At 69.9% G+C, this 24,833-nt stretch carries 22 protein-coding genes and 8 tRNA genes; 14 read left to right on the forward strand and 16 right to left on the reverse strand.

Features of this window, described 5'->3' with window-relative positions; translation table 11 throughout:
* A partial coding sequence (locus ACX9I7_RS30705) for an EF-Tu C-terminal domain-related protein (RefSeq protein WP_459389182.1) occupies window positions 1-724 on the forward strand: 724 nt, incomplete at its 5' end.
* 297 nt (window positions 725-1,021) lie between these two features.
* On the opposite strand, the gene ACX9I7_RS30710 is transcribed toward ACX9I7_RS30705, so the two are convergent.
* From ACX9I7_RS30710 to ACX9I7_RS30720, 3 genes are all read right to left on the reverse strand, one after another.
* On the reverse strand, window positions 1,022-1,270 hold the full coding sequence (locus ACX9I7_RS30710) for a hypothetical protein (RefSeq protein ID WP_126914869.1): 249 nt from the start codon (window positions 1,268-1,270) through the stop codon (window positions 1,022-1,024).
* 98 nt (window positions 1,271-1,368) lie between these two features.
* Window positions 1,369-1,653, reverse strand: coding sequence for a hypothetical protein (locus ACX9I7_RS30715; protein ID WP_459389183.1), 285 nt, complete (start codon window positions 1,651-1,653; stop codon window positions 1,369-1,371).
* Between the two features lie 2 nt (window positions 1,654-1,655).
* Complete coding sequence (locus ACX9I7_RS30720) at window positions 1,656-2,195, reverse strand: DUF5994 family protein (protein WP_459389184.1); 540 nt, start codon at window positions 2,193-2,195, stop codon at window positions 1,656-1,658.
* A 310-nt stretch (window positions 2,196-2,505) separates the two neighbouring features.
* Here ACX9I7_RS30720 and ACX9I7_RS30725 point away from each other — a divergent pair, with 310 nt between their 5' ends.
* Window positions 2,506-2,982, forward strand: coding sequence for a DUF5994 family protein (locus ACX9I7_RS30725; RefSeq protein ID WP_358216207.1), 477 nt, complete (start codon window positions 2,506-2,508; stop codon window positions 2,980-2,982).
* Window positions 2,983-3,003: 21 nt separating this feature from the next.
* On the opposite strand, the gene ACX9I7_RS30730 is transcribed toward ACX9I7_RS30725, so the two are convergent.
* The 5 genes from ACX9I7_RS30730 to ACX9I7_RS30750 form a co-directional block, all read right to left on the reverse strand.
* On the reverse strand, window positions 3,004-3,426 hold the full coding sequence (locus tag ACX9I7_RS30730; protein ID WP_387577727.1) for a YjbQ family protein: 423 nt from the start codon (window positions 3,424-3,426) through the stop codon (window positions 3,004-3,006).
* 396 nt (window positions 3,427-3,822) lie between these two features.
* A tRNA-Lys gene (locus ACX9I7_RS30735) sits at window positions 3,823-3,895 on the reverse strand.
* 144 nt (window positions 3,896-4,039) lie between these two features.
* Window positions 4,040-6,283 (reverse strand): DEAD/DEAH box helicase, encoded by a 2,244-nt coding sequence (locus ACX9I7_RS30740; protein WP_459389185.1) that lies wholly within the window; start codon window positions 6,281-6,283, stop codon window positions 4,040-4,042.
* A gap of 232 nt (window positions 6,284-6,515) precedes the next feature.
* Window positions 6,516-7,019 (reverse strand): hypothetical protein, encoded by a 504-nt coding sequence (locus ACX9I7_RS30745; protein WP_387577731.1) that lies wholly within the window; start codon window positions 7,017-7,019, stop codon window positions 6,516-6,518.
* A gap of 107 nt (window positions 7,020-7,126) precedes the next feature.
* Window positions 7,127-7,477, reverse strand: coding sequence for a metallopeptidase family protein (locus ACX9I7_RS30750; protein WP_387577828.1), 351 nt, complete (start codon window positions 7,475-7,477; stop codon window positions 7,127-7,129).
* Window positions 7,478-7,615: 138 nt separating this feature from the next.
* Here ACX9I7_RS30750 and ACX9I7_RS30755 point away from each other — a divergent pair.
* From ACX9I7_RS30755 to ACX9I7_RS30780, 6 genes are all read left to right on the forward strand, one after another.
* Window positions 7,616-7,688, forward strand: a tRNA-Glu gene (locus ACX9I7_RS30755).
* 40 nt (window positions 7,689-7,728) lie between these two features.
* A tRNA-Asp gene (locus tag ACX9I7_RS30760) sits at window positions 7,729-7,803 on the forward strand.
* A gap of 25 nt (window positions 7,804-7,828) precedes the next feature.
* Window positions 7,829-7,902: transfer RNA gene (locus tag ACX9I7_RS30765), tRNA-Phe, on the forward strand.
* A gap of 95 nt (window positions 7,903-7,997) precedes the next feature.
* Entirely contained in the window at window positions 7,998-11,957 is a 3,960-nt protein-coding gene (gene hrpA / locus ACX9I7_RS30770; RefSeq protein ID WP_387577733.1) for an ATP-dependent RNA helicase HrpA, read from the forward strand.
* Between the two features lie 122 nt (window positions 11,958-12,079).
* Window positions 12,080-12,154: transfer RNA gene (locus ACX9I7_RS30775), tRNA-Asp, on the forward strand.
* Between the two features lie 188 nt (window positions 12,155-12,342).
* On the forward strand, window positions 12,343-12,525 hold the full coding sequence (locus ACX9I7_RS30780) for a DUF6274 family protein (RefSeq protein WP_126914877.1): 183 nt from the start codon (window positions 12,343-12,345) through the stop codon (window positions 12,523-12,525).
* Window positions 12,526-13,029: 504 nt separating this feature from the next.
* Here the strand turns inward: ACX9I7_RS30780 and bldC are convergent.
* Together bldC and ACX9I7_RS30790 are read right to left on the reverse strand one after the other, a co-directional pair.
* Window positions 13,030-13,236: a developmental transcriptional regulator BldC gene (gene bldC / locus ACX9I7_RS30785; RefSeq protein WP_003949541.1), complete on the reverse strand. Its 207-nt coding sequence runs from the start codon at window positions 13,234-13,236 to the stop codon at window positions 13,030-13,032.
* A gap of 491 nt (window positions 13,237-13,727) precedes the next feature.
* Entirely contained in the window at window positions 13,728-14,594 is an 867-nt protein-coding gene (locus ACX9I7_RS30790) for a hypothetical protein (protein ID WP_387577735.1), read from the reverse strand.
* A 192-nt stretch (window positions 14,595-14,786) separates the two neighbouring features.
* Here ACX9I7_RS30790 and ACX9I7_RS30795 point away from each other — a divergent pair, with 192 nt between their 5' ends.
* Window positions 14,787-15,941, forward strand: coding sequence for a Leu/Phe/Val dehydrogenase (locus ACX9I7_RS30795; protein WP_459389186.1), 1,155 nt, complete (start codon window positions 14,787-14,789; stop codon window positions 15,939-15,941).
* A gap of 396 nt (window positions 15,942-16,337) precedes the next feature.
* Window positions 16,338-16,601 (forward strand): DUF3073 domain-containing protein, encoded by a 264-nt coding sequence (locus tag ACX9I7_RS30800; RefSeq protein ID WP_358624008.1) that lies wholly within the window; start codon window positions 16,338-16,340, stop codon window positions 16,599-16,601.
* 162 nt (window positions 16,602-16,763) lie between these two features.
* Here ACX9I7_RS30800 and purM read toward each other — a convergent pair whose 3' ends face one another.
* The 6 genes from purM to purS form a co-directional block, all read right to left on the reverse strand.
* Window positions 16,764-17,831 (reverse strand): phosphoribosylformylglycinamidine cyclo-ligase, encoded by a 1,068-nt coding sequence (gene purM, locus ACX9I7_RS30805; RefSeq protein WP_459389187.1) that lies wholly within the window; start codon window positions 17,829-17,831, stop codon window positions 16,764-16,766.
* 39 nt (window positions 17,832-17,870) lie between these two features.
* Window positions 17,871-19,388, reverse strand: coding sequence for an amidophosphoribosyltransferase (purF, locus tag ACX9I7_RS30810; protein ID WP_189455791.1), 1,518 nt, complete (start codon window positions 19,386-19,388; stop codon window positions 17,871-17,873).
* Between the two features lie 147 nt (window positions 19,389-19,535).
* A complete protein-coding gene (locus ACX9I7_RS30815; RefSeq protein ID WP_459389188.1) occupies window positions 19,536-20,381 on the reverse strand; it encodes a maleylpyruvate isomerase family mycothiol-dependent enzyme in 846 nt (281 codons plus the stop codon).
* Window positions 20,382-20,488: 107 nt separating this feature from the next.
* Complete coding sequence (purL, locus tag ACX9I7_RS30820) at window positions 20,489-22,738, reverse strand: phosphoribosylformylglycinamidine synthase subunit PurL (RefSeq protein ID WP_459389189.1); 2,250 nt, start codon at window positions 22,736-22,738, stop codon at window positions 20,489-20,491.
* Window positions 22,735-23,415 carry a phosphoribosylformylglycinamidine synthase subunit PurQ gene (purQ, locus tag ACX9I7_RS30825; RefSeq protein ID WP_387577742.1) on the reverse strand — a complete coding sequence of 227 codons (681 nt, stop codon included), beginning with the start codon at window positions 23,413-23,415 and terminating at the stop codon, window positions 22,735-22,737. Before purQ ends, purL begins: the two co-directional genes overlap by 4 nt.
* Window positions 23,412-23,657: a phosphoribosylformylglycinamidine synthase subunit PurS gene (gene purS, locus ACX9I7_RS30830; protein WP_042151546.1), complete on the reverse strand. Its 246-nt coding sequence runs from the start codon at window positions 23,655-23,657 to the stop codon at window positions 23,412-23,414. Before purS ends, purQ begins: the two co-directional genes overlap by 4 nt.
* A 317-nt stretch (window positions 23,658-23,974) precedes the next feature.
* Between purS and ACX9I7_RS30835 the strand changes: the two genes are divergently transcribed.
* The 4 genes from ACX9I7_RS30835 to ACX9I7_RS30850 all read left to right on the forward strand — a co-directional run bounded on the left by ACX9I7_RS30835 (window position 23,975) and on the right by ACX9I7_RS30850 (window position 24,758).
* On the forward strand, window positions 23,975-24,292 hold the full coding sequence (locus tag ACX9I7_RS30835; protein ID WP_126914886.1) for a histone-like nucleoid-structuring protein Lsr2: 318 nt from the start codon (window positions 23,975-23,977) through the stop codon (window positions 24,290-24,292).
* A 160-nt stretch (window positions 24,293-24,452) separates the two neighbouring features.
* Window positions 24,453-24,524 (forward strand) — tRNA-Gly (locus ACX9I7_RS30840).
* A gap of 45 nt (window positions 24,525-24,569) precedes the next feature.
* Window positions 24,570-24,641 (forward strand) — tRNA-Gly (locus ACX9I7_RS30845).
* A gap of 45 nt (window positions 24,642-24,686) precedes the next feature.
* Window positions 24,687-24,758: transfer RNA gene (locus ACX9I7_RS30850), tRNA-Gly, on the forward strand.
* The last annotated feature ends 75 nt before the right edge of the window (window positions 24,759-24,833 follow it).

A 24,833-nucleotide genomic window follows, 5' to 3' on the forward strand; every position in this document is an offset into this window, starting at 1 on the left:
CGAGCTCCTCAACGAGTACGAGTTCCCGGGCGACGACGCCCCGGTCGTCAAGATCTCCGCACTGAAGGCCCTCGAAGGCGACCCCACCTGGGTCAAGTCCGTCGAGGACCTGATGGACGCCGTCGACGAGAACATCCCGCAGCCCCAGCGAGACGTCGACAAGCCGTTCCTGATGCCGATCGAGGACGTCTTCACGATCACCGGTCGCGGCACCGTCGTCACCGGCCGCATCGAACGCGGCATTCTCAAGGTCAACGAGACCGTCGACATCATCGGCATCCACCCGGAGAAGACGACCACGACGGTCACGGGCATCGAGATGTTCCGCAAGCTGCTCGACGAGGGCCAGGCGGGCGAGAACGTCGGTCTGCTGCTCCGCGGCATCAAGCGCGAGGACGTCGAGCGCGGCCAGTGCATCATCAAGCCGGGTTCGGTCACCCCGCACACCGACTTCGAGGCCACGGCCTACATCCTGTCGAAGGACGAGGGCGGCCGGCACACGCCCTTCTTCAACAACTACCGTCCGCAGTTCTACTTCCGTACGACCGACGTGACCGGTGTCGTGACCCTCAAGGAGGGCACGGAGATGGTCATGCCCGGCGACAACGCCGAGATGTCCGTCAAACTGATCCAGCCCATCGCCATGGAGGAGGGTCTGCGCTTCACCATCCGCGAGGGCGGTCGCACCGTCGGCGCCGGCCAGGTCACCAAGATCACGGCCTAGGGGGCGACGGGGAGGAAAGGGCGGGAACGGGACATCGCCAAGGGCTGGCCAGAGGACCCTGGAGCCGGACCGGCGGCCCCGTTCCCGATCGACACGCTAGCGCCCGCCCCACGGCCCCGTCCGCAACCCCGACGGTGTGGCGGCGGGAAACCACCCGAGGAAAAGCCTTGAGGCCCAGGTCAGAACAGTCCGGCCTGGGCCTCCGCGGTAGGCCGTGTGGGACTCGAACCCACAACCAATGGATTGAAAGTCCCGAGGGCCCGAGGGGCCTGAAAGTCCCGAGGGCCCGAGGGGCCGCTATTCCGTAGTGCCGCGGCAGAGGCCCTCGACGCGGAACCACAGGCCCGGGGCATAGACCGCGTGGATGACGGCTTCCTCTCCTCTTGTGACCCGCAGGATTCTCAGGATGCCGCCGGGAAGTACGTCGTATTGGTAACTGATCTCGGCGTTGCCCTCGACGGTGTCGTCGTAGGAGATGTCCGCCGTACGATCGTTCGCGTATTCCTTCGGTGGGCGATTTTCCACCAGTTTGATGAAGACGCTCATGGGCCAACGGTACGGTCCTTTCGCGAGCTTCGCCCTCCGGGATGAGAAGGTCGCGGCACCCGCCGTCCGGGGACATGCGCAGGGGCATGCACGGGCTGTCAGGCTTCGTCGTCCTGCGGGTCGTCGGCCGCAACGCTCCGGCTGGTCGCCAGCCAGGATCGCGCGGGCTCGGCGGGACGCGTGGTGTCGACGGTGAGGTGGAGCCGGGTACCGCCTTCGCGGCCGGCCGGATAACTGCGTTGCTCGGTGGAATCGAAGCAGCGACGGAGGACTTCCGCGACGCGACGGGCGGTCTCGGGGGAGGCGGCGGTGATGCGGATGTCGGCGCGCCCTGCCGGCGGCCCCGGTTCCGCTGGTACGGGGGTGGTGTGTGCGGACGCCATGGTCACTTCCTCGCCGGAGAAGAGGCGGAGTCGCCCGCGGTCCCACCCTCTGTCTCCCACTCCTCTTCGCGGTCCCGTGACTGCGTCGCGTCCTCGGCCTCTCGTTCGTCCTCCATCAGCCGGCTCGCGGTGAGGAGGCTTCCGGGGGTGGTCGCGGCGGACATCAGCCGGCCGGCCGCGGCCGGCTCGGTCTCCGGCGGGATGATCAGCAGGTCCAGGCGGTCCGCGGAGTAGGAGAACAGCAGGAGCTTGTGCGGGTCCTGCTCATTGGTGAACCACCCCACGTGCACGGTGTGTCCGCCGACGGGAACCTTGCGCGGGATCACGGGCCAGAAGGCCGGATTCACCGTGACGCGGGTGACCCGCCCCCAGGAGTGGTCCAGCCTCTCCGCCAGTGCGGGGAGCTCGCGGGAGAGGTCGCGAGAGCGGGGCCACCAGGCACCGTCCAGCAGGCCCGGCGCCGTCCCTGGCGTCAGGGACAGGCGGGCGGGCGGCGAAGGGGCGTGCCCGTCGGTGGGCCTACGGTCGGTGGTGACAGCCATGATGCGAACCTGCCCCCGGGCCCGTCGTCGACTGCCCGGCGTTGTGACTCACCGGGAACGACACCCGCATGGAGGCCGGTGTACGAAGTTTTCCCGGTTTCTCCACCCTACTCCGGCAGGCGGTTCGCAGACCATGCGCAACCGGGCGATCTCCGGGAGCACGGGTGTGCGCGGTCGAGTGGGCGAGCCCACCATGGGCCTGCGGAGTACGGTGGGATTGCGGCGGGTGGCTCGCCCGGTGAGTGCGACGCACGACGCACCCCGGACGACGAACGGACACGCCGATTCCTCGGAGACAGGCGAGCAGGCCATGGCCGATTCCGACACCCCACGCCTCCCCGGCCTTCTGCCGGACGCGATCCACCACGCCGTGAAACCCGGGACGGCCCTCCTGCGGCTGGAGACGACAGGGGAGCGCGGGGGAATCCTGGACGGCGCGTGGTGGCCACGCTCCCGCGACATCGGTGCCGAGCTTCCCGGCCTGATCACCGCCCTGACCGAGCACCTCGGCCCCATCACACGCGTCGGCCTGGACGCGAGCGCCTGGGAAGAGCTCCCGACCCGGCTGATCATCGAGGACCGGGTCGTGCGCATCGATTCCTTCCCGGTCGGCGACGACACGGTCCTCATCACCCGGGGCGAGAACGACCACTTCGCCCTGCTGGTGGTCCCGCCCGACGCCACGCCCGACGCGGCACGTGCCGCGATGGCCAGATCCGTACAGGCCGGCAACATCACCCGGGCCGAACAGATCCTCATCGACACGGGCAGCACCCCGCGGACCTGAACGTCGAGGCGACGGCTCGGGTCAGCCGAGGAAGGACAGCCGGACCTGGCGGTCGGGGCCGCCCCGATCGGTGGTCGCCAGCACGACGGACTGCGAGGTCCCCAACACCAGCTCACCACCGATCACAGGCAGCGTGGCGTGCGGCGGAACCAGGGCCGGGAGCATGTGACCGCGACCGGGGCCCGCACCACCGTGACGGTCGCGCCAACGGTCGTCCGCGGGAAGAACCTCACGGAGGGCCGCCAACAGGTCGTTGTCGCTACCCGCGCCGGTCTCGATGACCGCCAGACCGGACGTCGCGTGCGGGGTGAAGACGTTCAGCAGCCCATCCCGCCCGTGAGCGACCTCCCGGAGGAACGCGGTGCACGCGTTCGTCAGGTCGTGCATGGTCTCGGCGGAGCCGGTTGTCACGTCGACAGTGCGGGTGGTGAAGGTGCCGGTCATGGTTCACCAGTACCCGCTGTTCGGGAGCAGCGTTGACGGCTGGACGGGTTGTTCCGCGGGGATTCCGGTCGGCCCATCCCCCACAGGCACACCGCGCCGCCGGCTGACGGCTCGTAGCTCCCCCACGCGGCCGGCGTCGGTGCCGGTCCGACGGTGGCCAAGGAGCTCGTACAGGACGGCTGGACGCCCTACGAGTCCGATCAGGAGTCAGACGGCGGCGCGACCACGATCGCTCGGCCGGACTGCCCCACGATCAACCTGCGTGACCCACGTCACGCGGCTGCTGCTTTGATCCATGGCGGCGGCGGGGACCTCCCCGCCTCCGCCCCGGCTGGAGAAACCCAGCCGGGGCGAGAAGATGCAGGTCACAAACGGTGCGGTGACCTCATCGGGCGGTAGGCCGTGTGGGACTCGAACCCACAACCAATGGATTAAAAGTCCACTGCTCTGCCAATTGAGCTAACGGCCCGCACACCGCAGCATAGCCCGGCCGACCGTGGATGCCCGAGTCGTTATGGCCCCGAACGTCGCGCGGATGTCCGGAAGCCGCCCCCAACGGCCGAGGGCCCGCACGGCGTGGATGCCGTACGGGCCCTCAGATCAGCTGCGGGGATCAGCCGTTGCGCTTCCAGCGCGGCTTGTCGGCGCGGCGGTCGAAGGAGCTGCCACCACGGTCGTCGCGACGGCCGTAGGGGCGGTCGCCGCCACCGGAGCGGAAACCACCGGAGGGGCGGTCGTCACGACGGTCGCGGTTGAACGGACGGTCACCGCCGGCGGAACGGTAGCCACCGGAGGGACGGTCGTCACGGCGGAAGCCACCGGACGGGCGGTCGTCGCGGCGGAAGCCGCCACGGTCGCCGCCGCGCTCGCCGTCACGACGGTCGTCACGACGGAAGCCACCGTCACGGTCCTCGCGGCGGAAACCACCCGACGGGCGGTCGTCACGACGGAAGCCACCGCGCTCGCCGCCGCGCTCGCCGTCACGACGGTCGTCACGACGGAACGACGGACGCTCCTCACGACGGAAGCCACCACGGTCGCCGTCGCGGCGGTCGTCGCGGCGGAAGCCGCCCTCACGGTCCTCGCGGCGGAAACCACCCGACGGGCGGTCGTCACGACGGAAGCCGCCACGGTCGCCGTCACGACGGTCGTCACGACGGAACGACGGACGGTCCTCACGACGGTCGTCGCGGCGGAAGCCGCCACGGTCACCGCCGCGGTCGCCACCGCGCTCGTCACGGTCGTCGCGGCGGAAGTTGCCGCCACGGCGCTCGAAGTTGCCCCGCTCGTCGCGGCGCTCGGGGGCCTGCGCCGGGATGGCGGCGGCCTCCTCGGCCTTGGCGGCGGCCTCGGCCTCGGCCTTGAGCTCCTCGGCGGCGGCGGCCACGGCGGCCTCCGGGTCCTCGCCGCGCTCACGGGCGGCGCGGGCCACCAGGCGGTCGGCCTCCTCGCGGAGCTCCGTCGCGCGGCGCTGGGCGCGCTCGAGCTGGCGGGTCAGGTCCTTGAGCTCGCGCTCGGCCTGCTTGGCGGCGTTGGCCACCGAGTCGGCCTGGACCTCGGTGAGGGAACGGGCGCCGGTGATCTTGGCGACGTCCTCGTCGAAGGCGCCGGCACCGCCGACGATGTGGCGCGAGGCGTCGACGCCCGCGTCCTCCATCAGGCGGAAGATCTGCTTGCGCTGGTGCGGCAGGGCCAGGGAGACGACCGTGCCGGACTGGCCGGCGCGGGCCGTACGGCCCGAACGGTGGAGGTAGTCCTTGTGGTCACCGGCCGGGTCGACGTTGAGGACCAGGTCGATGCCGTCGACGTGGATGCCTCGGGCGGCCACGTCGGTGGCGACCAGGACGTTCACGCGGCCGCCCTTGAAGTCCTCCAGGACGCGGGTACGGGCGCCCTGGGTCATGCCGCCGTGCAGCGCGTCCGCGCGGACACCGGAGTCGAGCAGCTGCTCGGCGACGCGGTCGGCGCCCATCTGGGTGCGGACGAAGATGATCGTGCGGCCCTTGCGGGCGGCGATGGCGGCCGTGACCGGCGCCTTGTCCTTCGGCTTCACGACGAGGACGTGGTGGGTCATGGTCGTGACGGCACCGGCGGAGGGGTCGACCTCGTGGGTGATCGGGTCGACCAGGTAGCGCTTGACCAGCGTGTCGATCTCGTTCTCGAGCGTCGCGGAGAACAGCAGACGCTGGCCGCCGGTCGGCACCTGGTCGAGGATCTCGGTGACCTCGGGCAGGAAGCCCATGTCGGCCATCTGGTCGGCCTCGTCGAGGACGGCGACCTGGACCTTGTCGAGCGAGGCGGCGCCGCGGTCGATGATGTCGCGCAGGCGGCCCGGGGTGGCGACGAGGATGTCGACGCCGCGCTCCAGGGCGTAGATCTGGTTGCCCATGGACGTACCGCCGCAGACGACCTTCATCTTCAGGCCGAGGACGTCGCCGTAGGGCTGGAGGGCGTCGGCGACCTGCATCGCCAGCTCACGGGTCGGGGTGAGGATCAGACCGCGCGGGCGCTTCTTCTCGGTGTGGCCGCCCGCCAGGATCGAGAGCAGGGGCAGACCGAAGGAGAGGGTCTTGCCGGAGCCGGTGCGGCCACGGCCGAGGATGTCCTTGCCGGCCAGGGCGTCCGGGATGGTCGCGGCCTGGATCGGGAAGGGCGTGGTGACGCCGTTCTGGGCGAGCTTGCGGACGATCGCGTCGTCCAGGCCCAGGTCACCGAAGGTGATCTGCGGCTCGGCCGGCTCGGCGGCGGCCTCGGTCGTCTCGACGGCGGCCTCGGTCGTCTCGACGGCGGCCTCGGCGGCCTCGACGATCATCTCGTCGGCCTCGGGCATGGTGGTGGTGTCAGTGGAAATGGACATGCGAAATGCGAAACCTTCCGGAGTTTCGGCACGCGCCCAAGCTCCGTGTCGGCTTCACAAATGACCGCCTCGATGCGGTCAGCCACGGCAAGGTAAGGAACGCGCCACACGGCGCGCTTCTGTCAGGCGCCGGGCAAATGGGATCAAACGATCTACCACCATACGCACCCACCGCAGGGCAGCGCAAGCCGCGGTCGCATGGCCTGCGCCACAGTACCCGAGCCGGCCGCGCTCAGGAAGGCCCCGGCTGGGGCGAGGGCGGCGTCGGCGGTGTGGTGGGGGGCGGCTGCGTGGGCGGGGCCTGAGTGGGCGGCGCCACCGTGGCGGGCTGGGTGGGCGCGGGGGGCTTCCCCTGCGCCGGGGAGCCGCCCTGGCTGGGCCCGCTCGGCGGCTTGGGCCGGTCCCCCGGCTTGCCCGGCTGCCGGGACGCCGACGGGGACGCCTCCGGGGCGGCCGAGGCCGACGCGGAGGGCCGCGCCTCCTTGGCCGACGGACTGCCGCTCGCCCCGCCCTTCACCGACTTGCCGTCCGCGTGGCCGGCGCGGCCCGCCGGGGGCCGCAGCCCGCCGTCCGGCTGGGCCCCGGTCTCGCGCTGCCGGCCCGTCCCCGCCGGCGCCGGGCGGCCCGGGTCGCTCACGCTCATGCACCCGCTCACGCACCCGCCCAGGGCCAGGGTCAGGGCAGCCGCGGCCGCGAAACGGGTGAACGCTGCCGCGTGCGCTGACGTTGCGCGCATGAATGGGACCGCCTTCGGGTACAGGGGACGAGCGCCCTGCCCAACTGGCCCCGCCCCGCCCAGGACACGCGCGGCGCCCGGCGATCAGCCCTCGATCATCCGTAGCCTCATCCGTAGCCCAGCGCGTGGAGGCGCTCGTCGTCGATCCCGAAGTGGTGGGCCACTTCGTGAACGACCGTCACCTCGACCTCGGCCACAACCTCGTCCCGCGTGGCGCACATCCGCAGCGTCGGCCCCCGGTAGACCGTGATCCGGTCCGGCAGCACCCCCGCGTACCACTCGCCGCGCTCGGTGAGCGGCGTGCCCTCGTAGAGCCCCAGCAGGTCCGGGGCCTCGACCGGGGGCTCGTCCTCGACGAACACGGCCACGTTGTCCATCAGCCGCGTCAGCTCCGGCGGGATCCGGTCCAGGCCCTCGGCGACCAGTTCCTCGAACTCCTCGCGCGTCATCTCCAGCACGCCGCCATTGTCCGCCACGGGGGCCTCCGGAGGAGGGTCCCGGAACGCCTCCGGCAAACCGTTTTGGCGATCGGTCCCTGCATCCCATATGCTTCTCACGTCCCCGAGGCGCCGACAAAGCGCCCAGGTGGGCCATCAGCCCTCATCGTCTAGTGGCCCAGGACGCCGCCCTTTCAAGGCGGTAGCACGGGTTCGAATCCCGTTGGGGGCACGCGTGAACTGTGTGCGAGACTTGTCTCGCACATAAGCTTGGTCCTGTGGAGCAGTTTGGAGTGCTCGCCACCCTGTCAAGGTGGAGGCCGCGGGTTCAAATCCCGTCAGGACCGCTTGCGATCATCTCGGTGATCGCATGGCTGGGTAGCTCAGTTGGTACGAGCGTCCGCCTGAAAAGCGGAAGGTCGCCGGTTCGACCCCGGCCCCAGCCACAGTGAGGCCCCCATCGCGAGATGGGGGCCTCGGTGTTTTCCGCCCCTAAATGCGTTCGCCGCTTCATGGCGCGTGGTGCGATCCTGGACTCCGTATGTCTACGCAGCCTGCCGCCCCCGCCGCATTCGCCGACCTCGCCGCCCGCCTCCCCGAGCTGACGCTGCGCGACGCGCAGCGCCTGGGGCGACGGCTCGACGGGGCCCGCCGCGTCCGCAAGCCCGAGGCCCGCGCGGCCGTCCTGGCCGAGATCACGGCGGAGGTCGAGGCGGCCGAGCTGCGCGTCGCGAACCGCCGGGCCGCCGTGCCGGCCGTCGACTATCCGGAGCAGCTGCCCGTCAGCCAGAAGAAGGACACGATCCTGGAGGCGATACGCGACCACCAGGTCGTGATCGTCGCCGGTGAGACGGGCTCCGGCAAGACCACCCAGATCCCCAAGATCTGCCTGGAGCTCGGCCGTGGCGTCAAGGGCCTGATCGGGCACACCCAGCCCCGCCGGCTCGCCGCCCGTACGGTCGCCGAGCGCGTCGCCGAGGAGCTGCGGACGCCGCTGGGCGAGGCCGTCGGCTGGAAGGTCCGCTTCACCGACCAGGTGGGCGACACCACCATGGTCAAGCTGATGACCGACGGCATCCTGCTCGCCGAGATCCAGACGGACCGCGAGCTGCGCCAGTACGACACGATCATCATCGACGAGGCGCACGAGCGCAGCCTCAACATCGACTTCCTGCTCGGCTATCTCGCCCAGCTGCTCCCCCGGCGCCCCGACCTCAAGGTCGTGATCACCTCCGCCACCATCGACCCCGAGCGCTTCTCCCGCCATTTCGGCGACGCGCCGATCGTCGAGGTCTCGGGCCGGACGTATCCGGTGGAGGTCCGCTACCGCCCGCTGCTGGAGGAGGAGTCCTCCGACGCCGACCGTGACCAGATCACCGCGATCTGTGACGCCGTCGACGAGCTCCAGCGGGAGGGCGAGGGCGACATCCTCGTCTTCCTCTCCGGCGAGCGGGAGATCCGCGACACGGCGGACGCCCTGGAGAAGCGCAAGTACAAGTTCACCGAGGTGCTGCCGCTCTACGCGCGGCTCTCCCACGCCGAGCAGCACCGGGTCTTCCAGCGGCACACCGGCCGCCGGATCGTCCTCGCCACGAACGTCGCCGAGACGTCCCTGACCGTCCCGGGCATCAAGTACGTCATCGACCCGGGCTTCGCCCGGATCTCCCGCTACAGCCACCGCACCAAGGTCCAGCGGCTGCCGATCGAGCCGGTGTCGCAGGCCAGCGCCAATCAGCGCAAGGGCCGCTGCGGCCGTACGAGCGACGGCATCTGCATCCGGCTGTACTCCGAGGACGACTTCCTCGCGCGGCCGGAGTTCACGGACGCGGAGATCCTGCGGACGAACCTGGCGTCGGTCATCCTCCAGATGACGGCGGCGGGGCTCGGCGACATCGAGAAGTTTCCTTTCATCGACGCGCCGGACCGCCGGAACATCAAGGACGGCGTCGATCTGCTCCAGGAGCTCGGGGCGATCGACCCCAAGCAGAAGGAGCCGAAGAAGCGGCTCACGCCGCTGGGCCGGAAGCTCTCCCAGCTGCCCGTGGACCCCCGGCTGGCCCGCATGGTGCTGGAGGCCGACAAGAACGGCTGTGCCCGCGAGGTGATGGTGATCGCGGCCGCGCTGTCGATCCAGGACCCGCGCGAGCGGCCGTCGGAGAAGCAGGCGCAGGCCGATCAGCAGCACGCCCGGTTCAAGGACGAGACCAGCGACTTCCTCGCCTTCCTGAACCTGTGGCGGTACGTCCGCGAGCAGCAGAGCACGCTGTCGTCCTCGGCCTTCCGCCGGATGTGCAAGTCGGAGTACCTGAACTATCTGCGCATACGTGAGTGGCAGGACATCTACTACCAGCTGCGCACGGTCGCGAAGACGATGGGCATCCACCTCGCCGAGGAGGACGCGCCGGCGGAGCGGGTGCACCAGTCGCTGCTGTCCGGGCTGCTGTCGCACATCGGTCTCAAGGACACCGAGAAGAACAACGAATTCGTCGGGGCCCGCAATGCCAAATTCGCGGTGTTCCCGGGTTCGGCGCTCTTCAAGAAGCCGCCGCGCTGGGTGATGTCGGCGGAGCTGGTGGAGACCTCCCGGCTGTGGGCGCGCGTCAACGCGCGCATCGAGCCGGAATGGATCGAGCCGCTCGCCGAGCACCTGGTGAAGCGGACGTACAGCGAGCCGCACTGGGAGCAGAAGCAGGCGGCGGTGATGGCGTACGAGCGGGTGACGCTCTACGGCGTGCCGATCGTGGCGCAGCGGAAGGTCAATTACGGGCGGATCGACCCGGAGACCAGCCGTGAGCTGTTCATTCGCAACGCGCTCGTCGAGGGCGACTGGCGGACGCACCATCAGTTCTTCCACGACAACCGCAAACTGCTGGGCGAGGTCGAGGAGCTGGAGCACCGCGCCCGGCGGCGTGACATTCTCGTGGACGACGAGACGCTGTTCGACTTCTACGACCAGCGGCTGCCGGAACACGTGGTCTCCGGGGCGCACTTCGATTCCTGGTGGAAGCACAAGCGGCGTGAAGAGCCGGAGTTGCTCAATTTCGAGCACTCCATGCTCATCAACGAGAACGCGGAGGCCGTCACCAAGGACGACTATCCGGATTCCTGGCGGCAGGGCCGGCTGAAGTTCAGGGTGACGTACCAGTTCGAGCCGGGCGCGGACGCGGACGGTGTGACCGTCCACATTCCGCTGCAGGTGCTCAACCAGGTCTCCGCCGAGGGCTTCGACTGGCAGATCCCGGGGCTGCGGGAGGACCTGGTCACGGAGCTGATCCGGTCGCTGCCCAAGCCGATCCGGCGGAACTGCGTGCCCGCGCCGAACTTCGCCCAGCGGTTCCTCGACAGTGCCGTGCCCCTCCAGGAGCCCCTGACGACGGCGCTGGCGCACGGGCTCCACCGGATGACGGCGGTGCGGATGGAAGCGGAGGACTTCGACCTCGCCAAGGTCCCCGACCATCTGAAGATCACTTTCCGGGTGGTCGACGAGCGCAAGCGCAAGATCGCCGAGGACAAGGACCTGGAGGCCCTGCGGCTGCGGCTCAAGCCGAAGACGCAGGCCGCGATCACAGCAGCCTTCGAGCAGGCGGCGGAGAAGGCCGACGGCGCCTCCGGCGGCGCGGCCCGTCCCGAGCAGCGCTCGGGGCTGACGTCGTGGACGGTCGGGACGCTGCCGCGCACCTTCGAGACGCGGCGCGCGGGCCAGCCGGTGAAGGCGTTCCCGGCGCTGGTGGACGAGGGGTCCTCGGTGGCGGTGCGGCTCTTCGACACCGAGCCCGAGCAGCGCGAGGCGATGTGGGCCGGTGTCCGCCGGCTGATCCTGCTGAACCTGCCGTCGAACCCGGCGAAGTTCGCCCAGGACAAGCTCGGCAATCAGCAGAAGCTCGCCCTGTCGCGGAATCCCCACGGCTCGATCCAGGCGCTCTTCGAGGACTGTGTCGCGGGCGCCGCGGACAAGCTGATCGCGGCCCACGGCGGGCCCGTGTGGGACGAGGAGTCCTTCCGCAAGCTCTTCGACGCCGTGCGGGCCGACATCGTGGACGCGACGCTGGACACGATCCGCCGGACGCAGGAGGTGCTGGCCGCCTGGCAGGCGTGCGAGCGCCGGCTGAAGGCGACGTCGAGCCCGGCGCTGCTGACGTCCCTGGCGGACGTCAGGCAGCAGCTGGCGGAGCTGATCAAGCCCGGCTTCGTCACGGCCCACGGCGTCCGCCGCCTGCCGGACCTGCTGCGTTATCTGGTGGCCGTCGACCGCCGGCTGACCCAGCTGCCCACCAACGCCGAGCGGGACCGGGCCCGGCTGGCGAAGGTCCAGGAGATGCGCGACGAGTACGCGTGGCTGCTGGAGCAGTTCCCCAAGGGCCGTCCCGTGCCCCAGGAGGCCCGGGAGATCCGCTGGATGATCGAGGAGCTCCGGGTGAGCTACTTCGCCCACGCGCTGGGCACGGCCTACCCGGTCTCGGACAAGCGGATCGTGAAGACGATCGACAAGCTGGCCCCGTAGCGGGACGTCCGGGGACGGCGCCCGCGACTGTGGGCGCCGTCACGGGGCCGCTGGTTCGACCGCACCCCCTGACCTGCTGTAGAGTCTGTCTCGCAAGAACGCGAGAGCGGGAAAGCAAGCAAGGTCCTGTGGAGCAGTTTGGAGTGCTCGCCACCCTGTCAAGGTGGAGGCCGCGGGTTCAAATCCCGTCAGGACCGCAGTAGAGTCGGAGCCCGTATCCCCCAGGGATGCGGGCTCCGTCGTTTTCTGCGGCCGGTGCCAAGTGCCCCGGGAGCCCGTCGACTTGAAGGCCCGGATCCGCGTCCCCGGATCCGGGCCTCCGTGTTTTCGACCTTGACTGCGACACGTGCCAGGGGTACCCCAGTCAGTGGAGGTGCCCCGCCCTATGACGACGACCGAGCGCAGCCGGCACGAGACCCGGGCGTTGCTGCGCGCCCACCTCTCCGCCGCGGCCGGCTATCGCCACCTGACGAGACACTGCCCGGTCTGCCACCGGCTCCTGAGGCTCGCCCAGGAGGCCGGGAGCGACCAGGAGGCGCCACGGGAGGAGATTCCCCTCCCCCGGTGACGTACGGCGGCTCAGGCGCGATGGCGCGGGCGGCGGGAACGGGGGGCCGCTCCGGAGAGTGACCGCGGGCGCAAGTCCTTTACCCCAGCGGGGCGATGGCGGACAAGCATGCCGTGATGTGACGGGAGTCACTGAAAGTATTTCCGTGGTAGGGGAACTTACCCCCTCCCTACGCCGGGTCAATTTAATATGTGCAATTGCACCGACCTTCCGGTCTTCCGCCGGTGGCGGCGACGGACCGGGGTCCGGGCACGCGGGAGGCGTCCGCGCGGGGATACCGGCGGCGATACGGCGGCGATACCGGCGCATAAAAAGATCGCGCTGGACCCGGCGGAGTCCAGCGCGATCGACGGCCGGCCCAAGTCGGTGGGCGGGACGCCTGTTGGGGCAGGCATCCGCTGTTTACCGTCTGTGGAGCTTCAGCTGGGTGAGAGCCGGGTTGGGGGCCCCGGAAATCACCCTGTCATTCAGTTGTTCAGCCTCTGCTTGTTCAGCCCTGCTTGTTCAGGCCTCGCTGCGCTGCTGCGGAATGCCCGCCAGCAGGGCACGGACCTCCGCTTCGCGGTAACGGCGGTGCCCTCCGAGCGTGCGGATGGACGTGAGCTTGCCAGCCTTGGCCCAGCGGGTGACCGTCTTCGGGTCCACGCGGAACATCGTGGCAACCTCAGCCGGGGTCAGCAGCGGCTCGGCATCAGGGGTGCGAGCGGTCATGAGCGGCCTCCTCGGGAGAACCGAACCATCACGTCGGTTCTTTCCTCTAAATTCTGCACCTTGACCCGCGTTGCCCGAAATGGCGGACGCGGGCCGAGTCGGTTATAGGACGAACGGCTTGTCCTCGGCACTACAACTACACCATCTGTCCAGCCACGTCGGCCAAACCGATGGAATTGCCCTCTCAGGTGTTCAACCTCGACGGAACCCGATGGACCATGCCATAGCGGACAGTCACCCCGCCGTGACGATCAGTCACAGCGGGATCAAAGAGATCAGGGGTCACCAGATCCACCAAGGAGTGCAATACCGAACTATCCGCCCTTACTTGGGCGGAAGGAACCCTTCCCAGACTCCTTGTCCTATTTTGCCATGGGGATGGGCGATGGGCGCAAGACCTAACGTAAGTGCGTTAGGTCACGGTTGCCGCAATGGCCCGGATCGGGACCTAGGTCCTGATCGCGGTACCGCCGGCCGCCGGTGCCGGACGGTCAGTTGGCGAACTGCCGGTCGCGGACCGTCCTCCAACGCTCCGTCAGCCGCTCGTACGCCGCACCGGCCCGCGCCCCGTCACCCGCCCGCAGCGCCGCCAGCCCGTCCGCCGTGTCGGCGGCGGAGTGGTCCTCGGCCAGCTGTGCCTCGGGAACCATATGCACAAGTCCGCCGTAGTCCAGCTCCACCAGGGACCGCGGATGGAACTCTTCCAGCCACCGCCCGACCTCCACCAAGCCGTCGATCAGCGGCCCCTCCTCCATCGCGTCCCGGAGCGTACGCAATCCGCGGGCTACCCGCCGACGCGCCTGGACCATCGGCGTCCGGTAGCGCAGCAGCAGTCCCCCGCCGCCCTCCGGGCCCCCCGGCCCCTCCGGTACGGATTTGCCGTATTCGCGCTCCTCGTCCGAGAAGAGCACGAACCAGCGCAGCGGCACCTGCCAGGTGGCCGTCCTGATCCACGGCCGGGCGTCCGGGTTGCGGGCCGCCCAGCGCTCGTGGTCCGCGACGGCCTGGCGCCGCACCACGGGCGGCAGCACCGCGTCCAGCACGGGCGGGGGAAACCGCTCCGTCAGCTCCCGCAGCGCCAGCCAGCCCCGCAGCCGGGTGCGCCAGGGGCAGACGCACACCACGCCGTCCACGACCGCCACGAAGGCGTCACCGCTCTCGTGCACCGGGACGGGGACCGGCGGGGTGGGCAGCAGATCCGCCAGCGACCGGCGCAGTTCGTCCTGGGCCCCGGGGAGGCTCTCCCGGCGGGCGTACCGCAGCCAGTGGGACCGTTCCGGTTCCGGGAACGCGGCCAGCGGCTCGTAGACCCGCAGATAGGCCGCGTACGGCACGGTCACCGACGACGCCACGCCCACGCTCGCTCCCTCAAGCCGTAGGTCACTTCAGGGGAGTTGCGGGTGCCTCTCCCCATACCGTCCAAATCGTCCCATGGCACCGGAGCCCGGGAGAGTGATCCTCGGCACGAGCCCGGCCGGCCGGGCCACGAGGCCCTACCCTCGTGCCAACCGGCCCTCCACCACCCCCAGCGAGGGCGACCTTCGCGGCATATGGGAGTCACCACCGTGACCGACGTACGTCCCACCAGCGGCGCCGACGACGGCGTACTGCGCACCCTTTTCCGTTCCGACCAGGGCGGCCATGAGCAGGTCGTGCTCTGCCAGGACGCCGAGAGCGGCCTCAAGGCCGTGATCGCCCTGCATTCCACGGCCCTGGGCCCCGCCCTGGGCGGCACCCGATTCCACCCGTACGAGTCCGACGAGGACGCGGTGCGGGACGCGCTGAACCTCTCGCGCGGCATGTCGTACAAGAACGCCCTGGCGGGGCTCGACCACGGCGGCGGAAAGGCTGTGATCATCGGCGATCCCGATCTGATCAAGTCCGAGCAGCTGCTGCTTGCGTACGGTCGCTTCGTGGCCTCCTTGGGCGGCCGATATGTCACCGCGTGCGACGTCGGCACGTATGTACAGGACATGGACGTCGTCGCCCGGACGAACCGCTGGACCACGGGCCGCTCGCCCGAGCAGGGCGGCGCCGGCGATTCCTCCGTGCTCACCGCCTTCGGCGTCTTCCAGGGCATGCGGGCCGCCGCGAGGACCCAGTGGGGCGAGCCGACGCTGCGCGGGCGCCGCGTGGGCGTCGTCGGCGTCGGCAAGGTCGGCCACCACCTGGTGGAGCACCTGGTCCAGGACGGCGCGGAGGTCGTGATCACGGATGTCCGGGCCGCCGCCGTCGAGCGGATCCTGGCCCGTCACCCACAGGTCACGGCCGTGGCCGACGCGGCGGTGCTGGTCCGGACGCCGCTCGACGTCTACGCCCCCTGCGCCCTCGGCGGCGCGCTGGACGACGAGACCGTCGCCGCCCTCACCGCCTCCGTGGTCTGCGGCGCGGCCAACAACCAGCTCGCCCACCCGGGGGTCGAGAAGGACCTCGCCGACCGGGGCGTGCTCTATGCGCCGGACTACGTGGTGAACGCCGGCGGAGTGATCCAGGTCGCCGATGAACTGCTCGGCTTTGATTTCGATCGGGCGAAGGCCAAGGCGACCAAGATCTACGACACCACTTTGGCCATATTCGATCGCGCGCGAACGGACGGCATTCCGCCGGCCGTCGCGGCGGACCGGCTCGCCGAGCAGCGCATGGCGGAGGCCAGGGACAGGGCGGCACGGGAGGCGGTGAGCACCGTCCCGGCGCCCACCCGGTGACGCTTCGTGTCCTCGTTGACCCGCCCGGGTGATCTTCCCGCCCGGGCGGGCCGCCGGTCCGCGTACGGCGATCCGGAGCGATCCCGACGCGGATCCCACAGCGATCCCCACAGAAGAGTGACCGGAAGGCGGCGGAACGAGAGATCTCTCACCACCCCTCGGCGGGTCGGCGCTCGGGACACGTTAAAATCGTGGCTGACCAGCGAGTACTGGACCCTCTCCGGGTCCGGCTCCGTGGCACGTCATGCGGGCGACGTACCGTATGACGGCGGAAGCAGGTACCGTTGAAGCTCTACAGGCCGGACACCCTTCCACAGGGGTCCGCTCTGACTCATGAACGTGAACGCGTGTCAAGACTCTGGGGCCGTCGAGCCCCGTCAATGAGGGGGTCGAGCCATGGGGCGCGGCCGGGCCAAGGCCAAGCAGACAAAGGTCGCCCGCCAGCTGAAGTACAACAGCGGCGGGACCGACCTCTCACGTCTGGCCAATGAGCTGGGCGCAACGCAGCCGTCGATCAAGCAGCCGCCGGAGAGCGAGCCGCTTGAGGACGAGCTGGAGGACGACCCGTACGCTCAGTACGCGGCGCGTTACAACGACGACGGGGAGGACGAGGACGAGCAGTCCTCCTCCGACCGGTCGGCGTACCGCCGTCGCGCTTGACGCGGCAGTCATAGCTTTCAGTGACCCGGTCCGGGGCTTTGCCCCGGACCGGGTTCTGTGCGTGCCCGCTGCGCGGTGGCCAAGGCCGTCCGCCGGGTGCGGGCCCGCGTGTGCCCACCCGTCCCGCCCTTGCGGCACGACTGCCCACACGCGGGCTCGGTTTCAGTTCGCGTAGTCCCCGGTCAGGGCCACGGCCTCCGCGTGGCCGCCGCGGGCCGTGATCTCGCCTGCCACCCAGGCGTCCACGTCGCGGTCGGCGAAGGTCGCCAGGGCCACGTCCACGGACTCCTGCGGGACGACCGCGATCATGCCGACGCCCATGTTGAGCGTCTTCTCCAGCTCGGGGCGCGCCACCCCGCCCAGCTCGCCGACCAGGCCGAAGATCGGGTCCGGCGTCCAGGTGGAGCGGTCGACGGTCGCGTGGAGGTGGTCCGGGATCACCCGGGCCAGGTTGTTGGCGAGGCCGCCGCCGGTGATGTGCGAGAAGGCGTGGACTTCCGCCGTACGGGTGAGGGCGAGACAGTCCAGCGAGTAGATCTTCGTGGGCTCCAGGAGCTCCTCGCCGAGCGTCCGGCCGAGCTCCGGCACCTCCCGGTCCAGCTCCCAGCCGGCCCGGTCGAAGAGCACATGGCGGACCAGTGAGTACCCGTTCGAGTGAAGTCCCGACGAGGCCATCGCGATGACGGCGTCACCCTTGCGGATGCGATCCGCGCCCAGCAGCCGGTCGGCCTCCACGACGCCCGTACCGGCGCCGGCGACGTCGAACTCGTCCGCGCCCAGCAGCCCGGGGTGCTCGGCGGTCTCGCCGCCCACCAGGGCGCAGCCCGCGAGGACACAGCCCTCGGCGATGCCCTTGACGATGGCGGCGACGCGGTCGGGGTGGACCTTGCCGACGCAGATGTAGTCGGTCATGAACAGCGGCTCGGCGCCGCAGACGACCAGGTCGTCCACGACCATGCCGACGAGGTCGTGGCCGATGGTGTCGTAGACGCCCATCCGGCGGGCGATGTCGACCTTGGTGCCGACGCCGTCGGTGGCCGAGGCCAGCAGGGGGCGCTCGTAGCGCTTGAGGGCGCTGGCGTCGAAGAGGCCGGCGAAGCCGCCGAGGCCGCCGACAACCTCGGGGCGGGTGGCCTTGCGCACCCATTCCTTCATGAGCTCGACGGCGAGGTCGCCCGCTTCGATGTCGACGCCCGCAGCGGCGTAGCTGGCACCGGTGGTCTGAGACATTGCTTCAGAACTTTCGTGTCGTTTTCGTACTACGGAGCGTTACGGGCGACGGAGCGCGTCGGCGGCGTCCGCGCCACCGGCCAGCTCGGTCTCCAGCAGCTGCTTGCCCAGCAGCTCGGGGTCGGGGAGCGCCATGGGGTACTCACCGTCGAAGCAGGCCCGGCACAGATTGGGCTTGGCGATCGTGGTCGCCTCGACCATCGCGTCGAGGGAGATGTAGGCGAGGGAGTCCGCGCCCAGCGACTTGCCGATCTCGTCGACGGTCATCCCGTTGGCGATCAGCTCGGCGCGGGTGGCGAAGTCGATGCCGAAGAAGCACGGCCACTTCACCGGCGGGGACGAGATCCGTACGTGGACCTCGGCGGCACCGGCCTCGCGGAGCATCCGCACCAGGGCGCGCTGGGTGTTGCCGCGGACGATCGAGTCGTCGACGACCACCAGGCGCTTGCCCTTGATGACTTCCTTGAGCGGATTGAGCTTGAGCCGGATGCCGAGCTGGCGGATGGTCTGGCTCGGCTGGATGAAGGTCCGGCCGACGTAGGCGTTCTTGACCAGGCCCGTGCCGTACGGGATCCCGCTGGCCTCGGCGTAGCCGACGGCGGCGGGCGTGCCCGACTCCGGGGTCGCTATCACCAGGTCGGCGTCGACGGGGGCCTCGGCGGCGAGGCGGCGGCCCATCTCCACCCGGGAGAGGTAGACGTTGCGGCCGGCGATCTCGGTGTCCGGGCGGGCCAGGTACACGTACTCGAAGACGCAGCCGCGCGGCTTGGCCTCGGCGAAGCGGGAGGTCCGCACGCCGTTCTCGTCGATGGCGATCATCTCGCCGGGCTCGACCTCGCGGATGAAGGTCGCGCCGCAGATGTCGAGGGCGGCCGTCTCCGAGGCGACCACCCAGCCACGCTCCAGCCGGCCGAGGACCAGCGGGCGGATGCCCTGCGGGTCACGGGCGGCGTAGAGCGTGTGCTCGTCCATGAAGACGAGGCAGAAGGCGCCCTTGACCATGGGGAGGACCTTGGCGGCCGCCTCCTCCACGGTCAGCGGCTTGCCGTCGTCGTCGGTCTGCCCGGCGAGCAGGGCCGTGACCAGGTCGGTGTCATTGGTCGCCGCCACCTGGGTGGCCCGGCCGTTGTCGCGCGGGAGCGCGGCGACCATCTCGGCCAGCTCGGCGGTGTTGACCAGGTTCCCGTTGTGGCCCAGGGCGATGGAGCCGTTGGCGGTCGCCCGGAAGGTCGGCTGCGCGTTCTCCCACACCGAGGCTCCGGTGGTGGAGTAGCGGGCGTGACCGACCGCGATATGGCCCTGGAGGGAGCCGAGGGAGGTTTCGTCGAAGACCTGGGAGACCAGTCCCATGTCCTTGAAAACGAGGATCTGGGAGCCGTTGCTCACCGCGATGCCCGCGGACTCCTGTCCACGGTGCTGCAGCGCATACAGCCCGAAATAGGTGAGTTTTGCGACCTCTTCCCCCGGAGCCCAGACACCGAAGACGCCGCAAGCGTCCTGGGGGCCCTTTTCGCCGGGGAGCAGGTCGTGGTTGAGTCGTCCGTCACCACGAGGCACACCTTGAGTCTATGGCAGGGACGAGGTTCATCCGAACCGGGGACGGCCGGGAAATCTCACACCACGCACAGCCACTCGGCGGGCACAGCGCATCACCCTTTCGTGGCTGGATCTCCACGGTCGGGCGGGCGCGAAGGCAGGCTTCGCTCAAGTGAGCAAAGGAAGTTGTGCGGAAAGGTCCGCGCGTTCGCCACTGGCCGTCACGGCCGTGGACTCGATGGCATCGGACCAGGTCAGACGGCCAGTGGCCAGCCGGATCCAGGTGATCGGGTCGGTCTCGACGACGTTCGGCGGCGTGCCGCGCGTGTGTTGGGGGCCCGCGACGCACTGCGTCACGGCGAATGGCGGGATACGTACTTCCACCGAGCCGCCGGGGGCCTTGGTCGCCAACACGTCGGCGAACAACCGGGAGACGGTCGCCAGGGCCTGCCGGTCATGGCGGACGACGGTGCCCGTGGCGGTCGCGAGATCGTCGCCGTGCACCACGGCCTCGACCAGTCGGGTCACCACATAGTCGGACAGCGACATGGCGCCGAGACCCGTGGGGACGGCCGTGACGGAGCCCGCGTCGGCGAGCGCGGCGGAGAGCCGTTCGGCGACCCGATCCAGCGCGTCCACCAGGGAGTTGGGGCCTTGGCCGGCGAGCGCCTCGGCCGCGGCGACGGCCCTCTCCGCCACCTCCGCAGCCCGCGCGCCGCTGCCCGCCGCGTACTCCGGCAGGGTGATCTCGGCCCGTACGGACGGGGATTCACCGGATCGTTGCGCCTCGATGTGCCGCGGCAGCAGCTCCAACGCGCCGGTGAGATGCGTGATCAGCTCGCCGACCGTCCACTTGCCCACCCCGGAGGGCGCGGCGAGCAGCGCCTCGGCGTCCGGCTCGGCGCAGACCACGGCCACGACGTCCCGCACCGCACGGACCTGCCCCTCCAGGGCGGCCCGCGACTTGGCGGGATCGAAGCTGCGGATACGGGGCTTGCGCGGTGCGGAAGGCATGGCGCGAGCCTAATCCTTGGCCAGGCTTCGGGTGGGCCCAACCGGAACAACCGGCCGGGCCCGTCCCGTACTCATGACGAGAGTTGAGCCGTCGTTACAGACGAGCGTTACACGAGCAACGAGGGAATCGTGGCCTCGTGCGCGGCGCGCAGTTCCGTCAGCGGAATCGTGAACTCGCCCTGGATGTCGAGCTCTTCGCCGTCGACAACGCCGATCCGCGTCGCCGGCAGCCCCCGCGCCCCGCACATGTCGGTGAAGCGCAGCTCCTCGCTGCGCGGCACGGCGACGACCGCGCGGCCGGCGGACTCGGAGAAGAGGAGGACGAACGGGTCCACCGCGTCCGGTACGACGATCCGGGCGCCCTTGCCGCCGCGCAGGCACGACTCCACCAGGGCCTGGATCAGGCCGCCGTCGGAGAGGTCGTGCGCCGCGTCGATCATGCCGTCGCGGGAGGCGGCGATCAGGATCTCGGCGAGCAGCTTCTCGCGGTCCAGGTCCACGGCCGGCGGCAGCCCGCCGAGGTGGTCGTGGATCACCTGCGACCAGGCCGAGCCGCCCAGCTCCTCCTTGGTGTCACCGAGGAGGTAGAGCAGGTGGCCCTCGTCGGCGAAGGCCATCGGCGTGCGGCGGTCGACGTCGTCGATGACGCCCAGAACCGCGACCACGGGGGTCGGGTGGATGGCGGTCTCGCCCGTCTGGTTGTAGAGCGAGACGTTGCCGCCGGTCACCGGGGTGCCCAGGGTCAGGCAGCCGTCCGCCAGGCCACGGGTGGCCTCGGCGAACTGCCACATGACGGCCGGGTCCTCCGGCGAGCCGAAGTTCAGGCAGTTGGAGATCGCCAGCGGGCGGGCTCCGGTGGCGGCCACGTTGCGGTACGACTCGGCGAGCGCGAGCTGGGCGCCCGTGTACGGGTCGAGCTTGGCGTAGCGGCCGTTGCCGTCCGTGGCGACGGCGACACCGAGGTTGGTGTCCTCGTCGACGCGGACCATGCCGGAGTCCTCGGGCTGGGAGAGGACCGTGTTGCCCTGGACGAAGCGGTCGTACTGGTCCGTGATCCAGGACTTGGACGCCTGGTTCGGGGAGGAGATCACCTTCAGGACCTGCGCGCGCAGCTCCTCGGCGGTCTCGGGGCGGGCCAGCTTGTTCGCGTCGTCGGCCTGGAGGGCGTCCTGCCACTCCGGGCGGGCGTACGGGCGCTCGTAGACCGGGCCCTCGTGGGCGACGGTGCGCGGCGGGACGTCCACGATCTGCTCGCCGTGCCAGAAGATCTCCAGGCGCTCGCCGTCGGTGACCTCACCGATGACGGTGGCGATGACGTCCCACTTCTCGCAGATCTCCAGGAAGCGGTCGACCTTGCCGGGCTCGACGATCGCGCACATGCGCTCCTGCGACTCGCTCATGAGGATCTCCTCGGGCGAGAGCGTCGCGTCGCGCAGCGGTACGCGATCCAGCTCGACGCGCATGCCGCCGGAGCCGGCGCTGGCCAGCTCGCTGGTGGCGCAGGACAGGCCGGCGCCGCCGAGGTCCTGGATGCCGTCGACGAGGTCCTCGCGGAAGATCTCCAGGGTGCACTCGATGAGGAGCTTCTCCTGGAAGGGGTCGCCGACCTGGACGGCGGGGCGCTTGGTGGGCTTGCTGTCGTCGAAGGTCTCGGACGCGAGGACCGAGACGCCGCCGATGCCGTCGCCGCCGGTGCGGGCGCCGTAGAGGATGACCTTGTTGCCGGCGCCGGACGCCTTGGCGAGGTGGATGTCCTCGTGCTTCATCACACCGACGCACAGGGCGTTGACCAGCGGGTTGCCCTGGTAGCAGGAGTCGAAGACGACCTCGCCGCCGATGTTGGGCAGGCCCAGGCAGTTGCCGTAGCCGCCGATGCCCGCGACGACGCCCGGCAGGACGCGCTTGGTGTCGGGGTGGTCGGCGGCGCCGAAGCGCAGCGGGTCCATGACGGCGACCGGGCGGGCGCCCATCGCGAGGATGTCGCGGACGATGCCGCCGACGCCGGTGGCCGCGCCCTGGTAGGGCTCGATGTAGCTCGGGTGGTTGTGCGACTCGACCTTGAAGGTGACCGCGTAGCCCTGGCCGACGTCGACGACGCCGGCGTTCTCGCCGATGCCGACGAGGAGCGCGTCGCTCGAAGGGGCCTTCTCGCCGAACTGGCGGAGGTGGACCTTGCTGGACTTGTACGAGCAGTGCTCGGACCACATCACCGAGTACATCGCGAGCTCGGCGCCGGTGGGGCGGCGGCCCAGGATGGTGCGGATGCGCTCGTACTCGTCCTGCTTGAGGCCGAGTTCGGCCCAGGGCTGCTCGACGTCGGGGGTCTCGTCGGCGTGCTTGACGGTGTCGAGAGTCATGAGCTGACCAGCTTCTTCAGGATCGAGGTGAAGAATCCGAGACCGTCCGTACGACCCGTGCCGATGCCCGGCTCGACGGCGTGCTCGGGGTGGGGCATCAGGCCGACGACGTTGCCGGCGGCGTTGGTGATGCCCGCGATGTCGCGGAGCGAGCCGTTGGGGTTGCCGTCCAGGTAGCGGAAGGCGACGCGGCCCTCGGCCTCGAGCTCGTCGAGGACGCGCTCGTCGGCCACGTAGCGGCCGTCGATGTTCTTCAGCGGGACGGAGATCTCCTGGCCCGCCTCGTAGTCGGCCGTCCAGGCGGTGTCCGCGTTCTCCACGCGGAGCTTCTGGTCGCGGCAGATGAAGTGGAGGTGGTTGTTGCGCAGCATCGCGCCGGGCAGCAGGTGGGTCTCGGTGAGCACCTGGAAGCCGTTGCAGATGCCGAGGACGGGCATGCCGCCCTTCGCCTGCTCGATGACGGATTCCATCACCGGGGAGAAGCGGGAGATCGCGCCCGCCCGCAGATAGTCGCCGTAGGAGAAGCCGCCGGGCAGGACCACGGCGTCGACCTGCTTGAGGTCCCTGTCGCGGTGCCAGAGGGGCACGGCCTCCAGGCCGGCGATCCGGACGGCGCGCTGGGTGTCGCGGTCGTCCAGGGTGCCGGGGAAGGTGACGACCCCTACCCGTGCGGTCACGAGTCGACTCGCACGGTGAAGTCCTCGATCACGGTGTTGGCGAGAAACGTTTCCGCCATCTCGTGGATTCGGGCGAGGGCGGCCTCGTCGACCGGGCCCTCCACCTCGAGTTCAAAGCGCTTGCCCTGACGGACGTCGGCGATCCCCTCGAAACCCAGGCGTGGCAGCGCGCGCTGCACCGCCTGGCCCTGCGGGTCGAGGATCTCCGGCTTGAGCATGACGTCGACTACGACGCGTGCCACTGGCACTCCCGGTGTGTGGTGCGTGAGCTGAAGCGGTACCGCCAGCGTACAGTCCCGGAAAATCTACGCGCATAGATATGCTGGGCTTATCCTTCGCATTTTGCTCGGCCGCCGCGCGGACCACTCGGGAAAATTCCGGGAAAAATCCCAGGGGATCACCCGATGTCGATTGCGGTGGGACAGTGGGACGGAATTAACTGGGCCGCGTCATGCATTGCCCTTTGTCGCACACATGAATAAGTATGGTCTGAGAACAACCGAAACCCCCACGTCACCGCAGGTCAGAGCGGTGATACTGGTCGAAAGGACCGATTTCCGTGGCGCAGCGCGTAGTGGTCACACTCTCCGATGACATCGACGGCGGGGAAGCCGCGGAGACCGTCATCTTCGGGATCGACGGCAAGTCGTACGAGATCGACCTGAACTCAGCCAATGCGAAGAAACTGCGGGGCATCCTGGAGCCTTACATGGCCGTCGGCCGCAAGCAGTCGCGGTCGGGCCGCGTCTACCGCCGGACGTCCGTCGCACCCGATCCGGCGGCGGTCCGCGCCTGGGCCCGCTCCCACGGCATGGAGGTGCCGCCGCGCGGCCGCATCCCCAAGAAGGTCTACGAGGCGTTCAACGCGGCGGGCTGAGCCCCCCGCGCGGCACCCGCGTGGCACCCGCCACGGGTCGCGCCCACCGTCGTGCGCGACCCGTCGATCATCGGATTTGCCAACCGCCCCGGGTGATCAGCTAGAGTTTGGATCACACCGAGGGGCAACGCCGGGAAACCGGCCGGAACTTCGGGGTCATGCGGGTGTAGCTCAGTAGTAGAGCGCCCCCTTTCCAAGGGGGAGGCGCAGTGTGCGATTCCTGTCACCCGCTCTGACCAGCCAGTGGTCCACTTCTGTGGGCCGTCTGGGTGGACGCGCGGGTGTAGCTCAGTAGTAGAGCGCCCTCTTTCCAAGAGGGAGGCGCAGTGTGCGATTCCTGTCACCCGCTCTGACCGTTCGACGGTCCACCTCCGTGGACTGTCCGGATGGGCGCGCGGGTGTAGCTCAGTAGTAGAGCGCCCCCTTTCCAAGGGGGAGGCGCAGTGTGCGATTCCTGTCACCCGCTCTCATCACTTACCGACCACTGCTGTGGATCAGGTAGAGTGGTGCACGCGCCGCCCGGTGGAAGCCGAGCGGAGGC

The organism is Streptomyces sp. L500 (assembly GCF_054551825.1).

Coding starts and splice junctions, on each gene's coding strand:
- ACX9I7_RS30720 (WP_459389184.1), bottom strand. CDS start 2,195: ATGGCTGTCACCACCGACCGTAGGCCCACCGACGGGCACGCCCCTTCG.
- ACX9I7_RS30740 (WP_459389185.1), bottom strand. CDS start 6,283: ATGTCCATTTCCACTGACACCACCACCATGCCCGAGGCCGACGAGATG.
- hrpA (WP_387577733.1), top strand. CDS start 7,998: ATGTCTACGCAGCCTGCCGCCCCCGCCGCATTCGCCGACCTCGCCGCC.
- ACX9I7_RS30800 (WP_358624008.1), top strand. CDS start 16,338: ATGGGGCGCGGCCGGGCCAAGGCCAAGCAGACAAAGGTCGCCCGCCAG.
- bldC (WP_003949541.1), bottom strand. CDS start 13,236: ATGACCGCTCGCACCCCTGATGCCGAGCCGCTGCTGACCCCGGCTGAG.
- purL (WP_459389189.1), bottom strand. CDS start 22,738: ATGACTCTCGACACCGTCAAGCACGCCGACGAGACCCCCGACGTCGAG.
- ACX9I7_RS30780 (WP_126914877.1), top strand. CDS start 12,343: ATGACGACGACCGAGCGCAGCCGGCACGAGACCCGGGCGTTGCTGCGC.
- ACX9I7_RS30795 (WP_459389186.1), top strand. CDS start 14,787: ATGGGAGTCACCACCGTGACCGACGTACGTCCCACCAGCGGCGCCGAC.
- purM (WP_459389187.1), bottom strand. CDS start 17,831: ATGTCTCAGACCACCGGTGCCAGCTACGCCGCTGCGGGCGTCGACATC.
- ACX9I7_RS30815 (WP_459389188.1), bottom strand. CDS start 20,381: ATGCCTTCCGCACCGCGCAAGCCCCGTATCCGCAGCTTCGATCCCGCC.
- ACX9I7_RS30745 (WP_387577731.1), bottom strand. CDS start 7,019: ATGCGCGCAACGTCAGCGCACGCGGCAGCGTTCACCCGTTTCGCGGCC.
- ACX9I7_RS30730 (WP_387577727.1), bottom strand. CDS start 3,426: ATGACCGGCACCTTCACCACCCGCACTGTCGACGTGACAACCGGCTCC.
- ACX9I7_RS30715 (WP_459389183.1), bottom strand. CDS start 1,653: ATGGCGTCCGCACACACCACCCCCGTACCAGCGGAACCGGGGCCGCCG.
- ACX9I7_RS30710 (WP_126914869.1), bottom strand. CDS start 1,270: ATGAGCGTCTTCATCAAACTGGTGGAAAATCGCCCACCGAAGGAATAC.
- ACX9I7_RS30725 (WP_358216207.1), top strand. CDS start 2,506: ATGGCCGATTCCGACACCCCACGCCTCCCCGGCCTTCTGCCGGACGCG.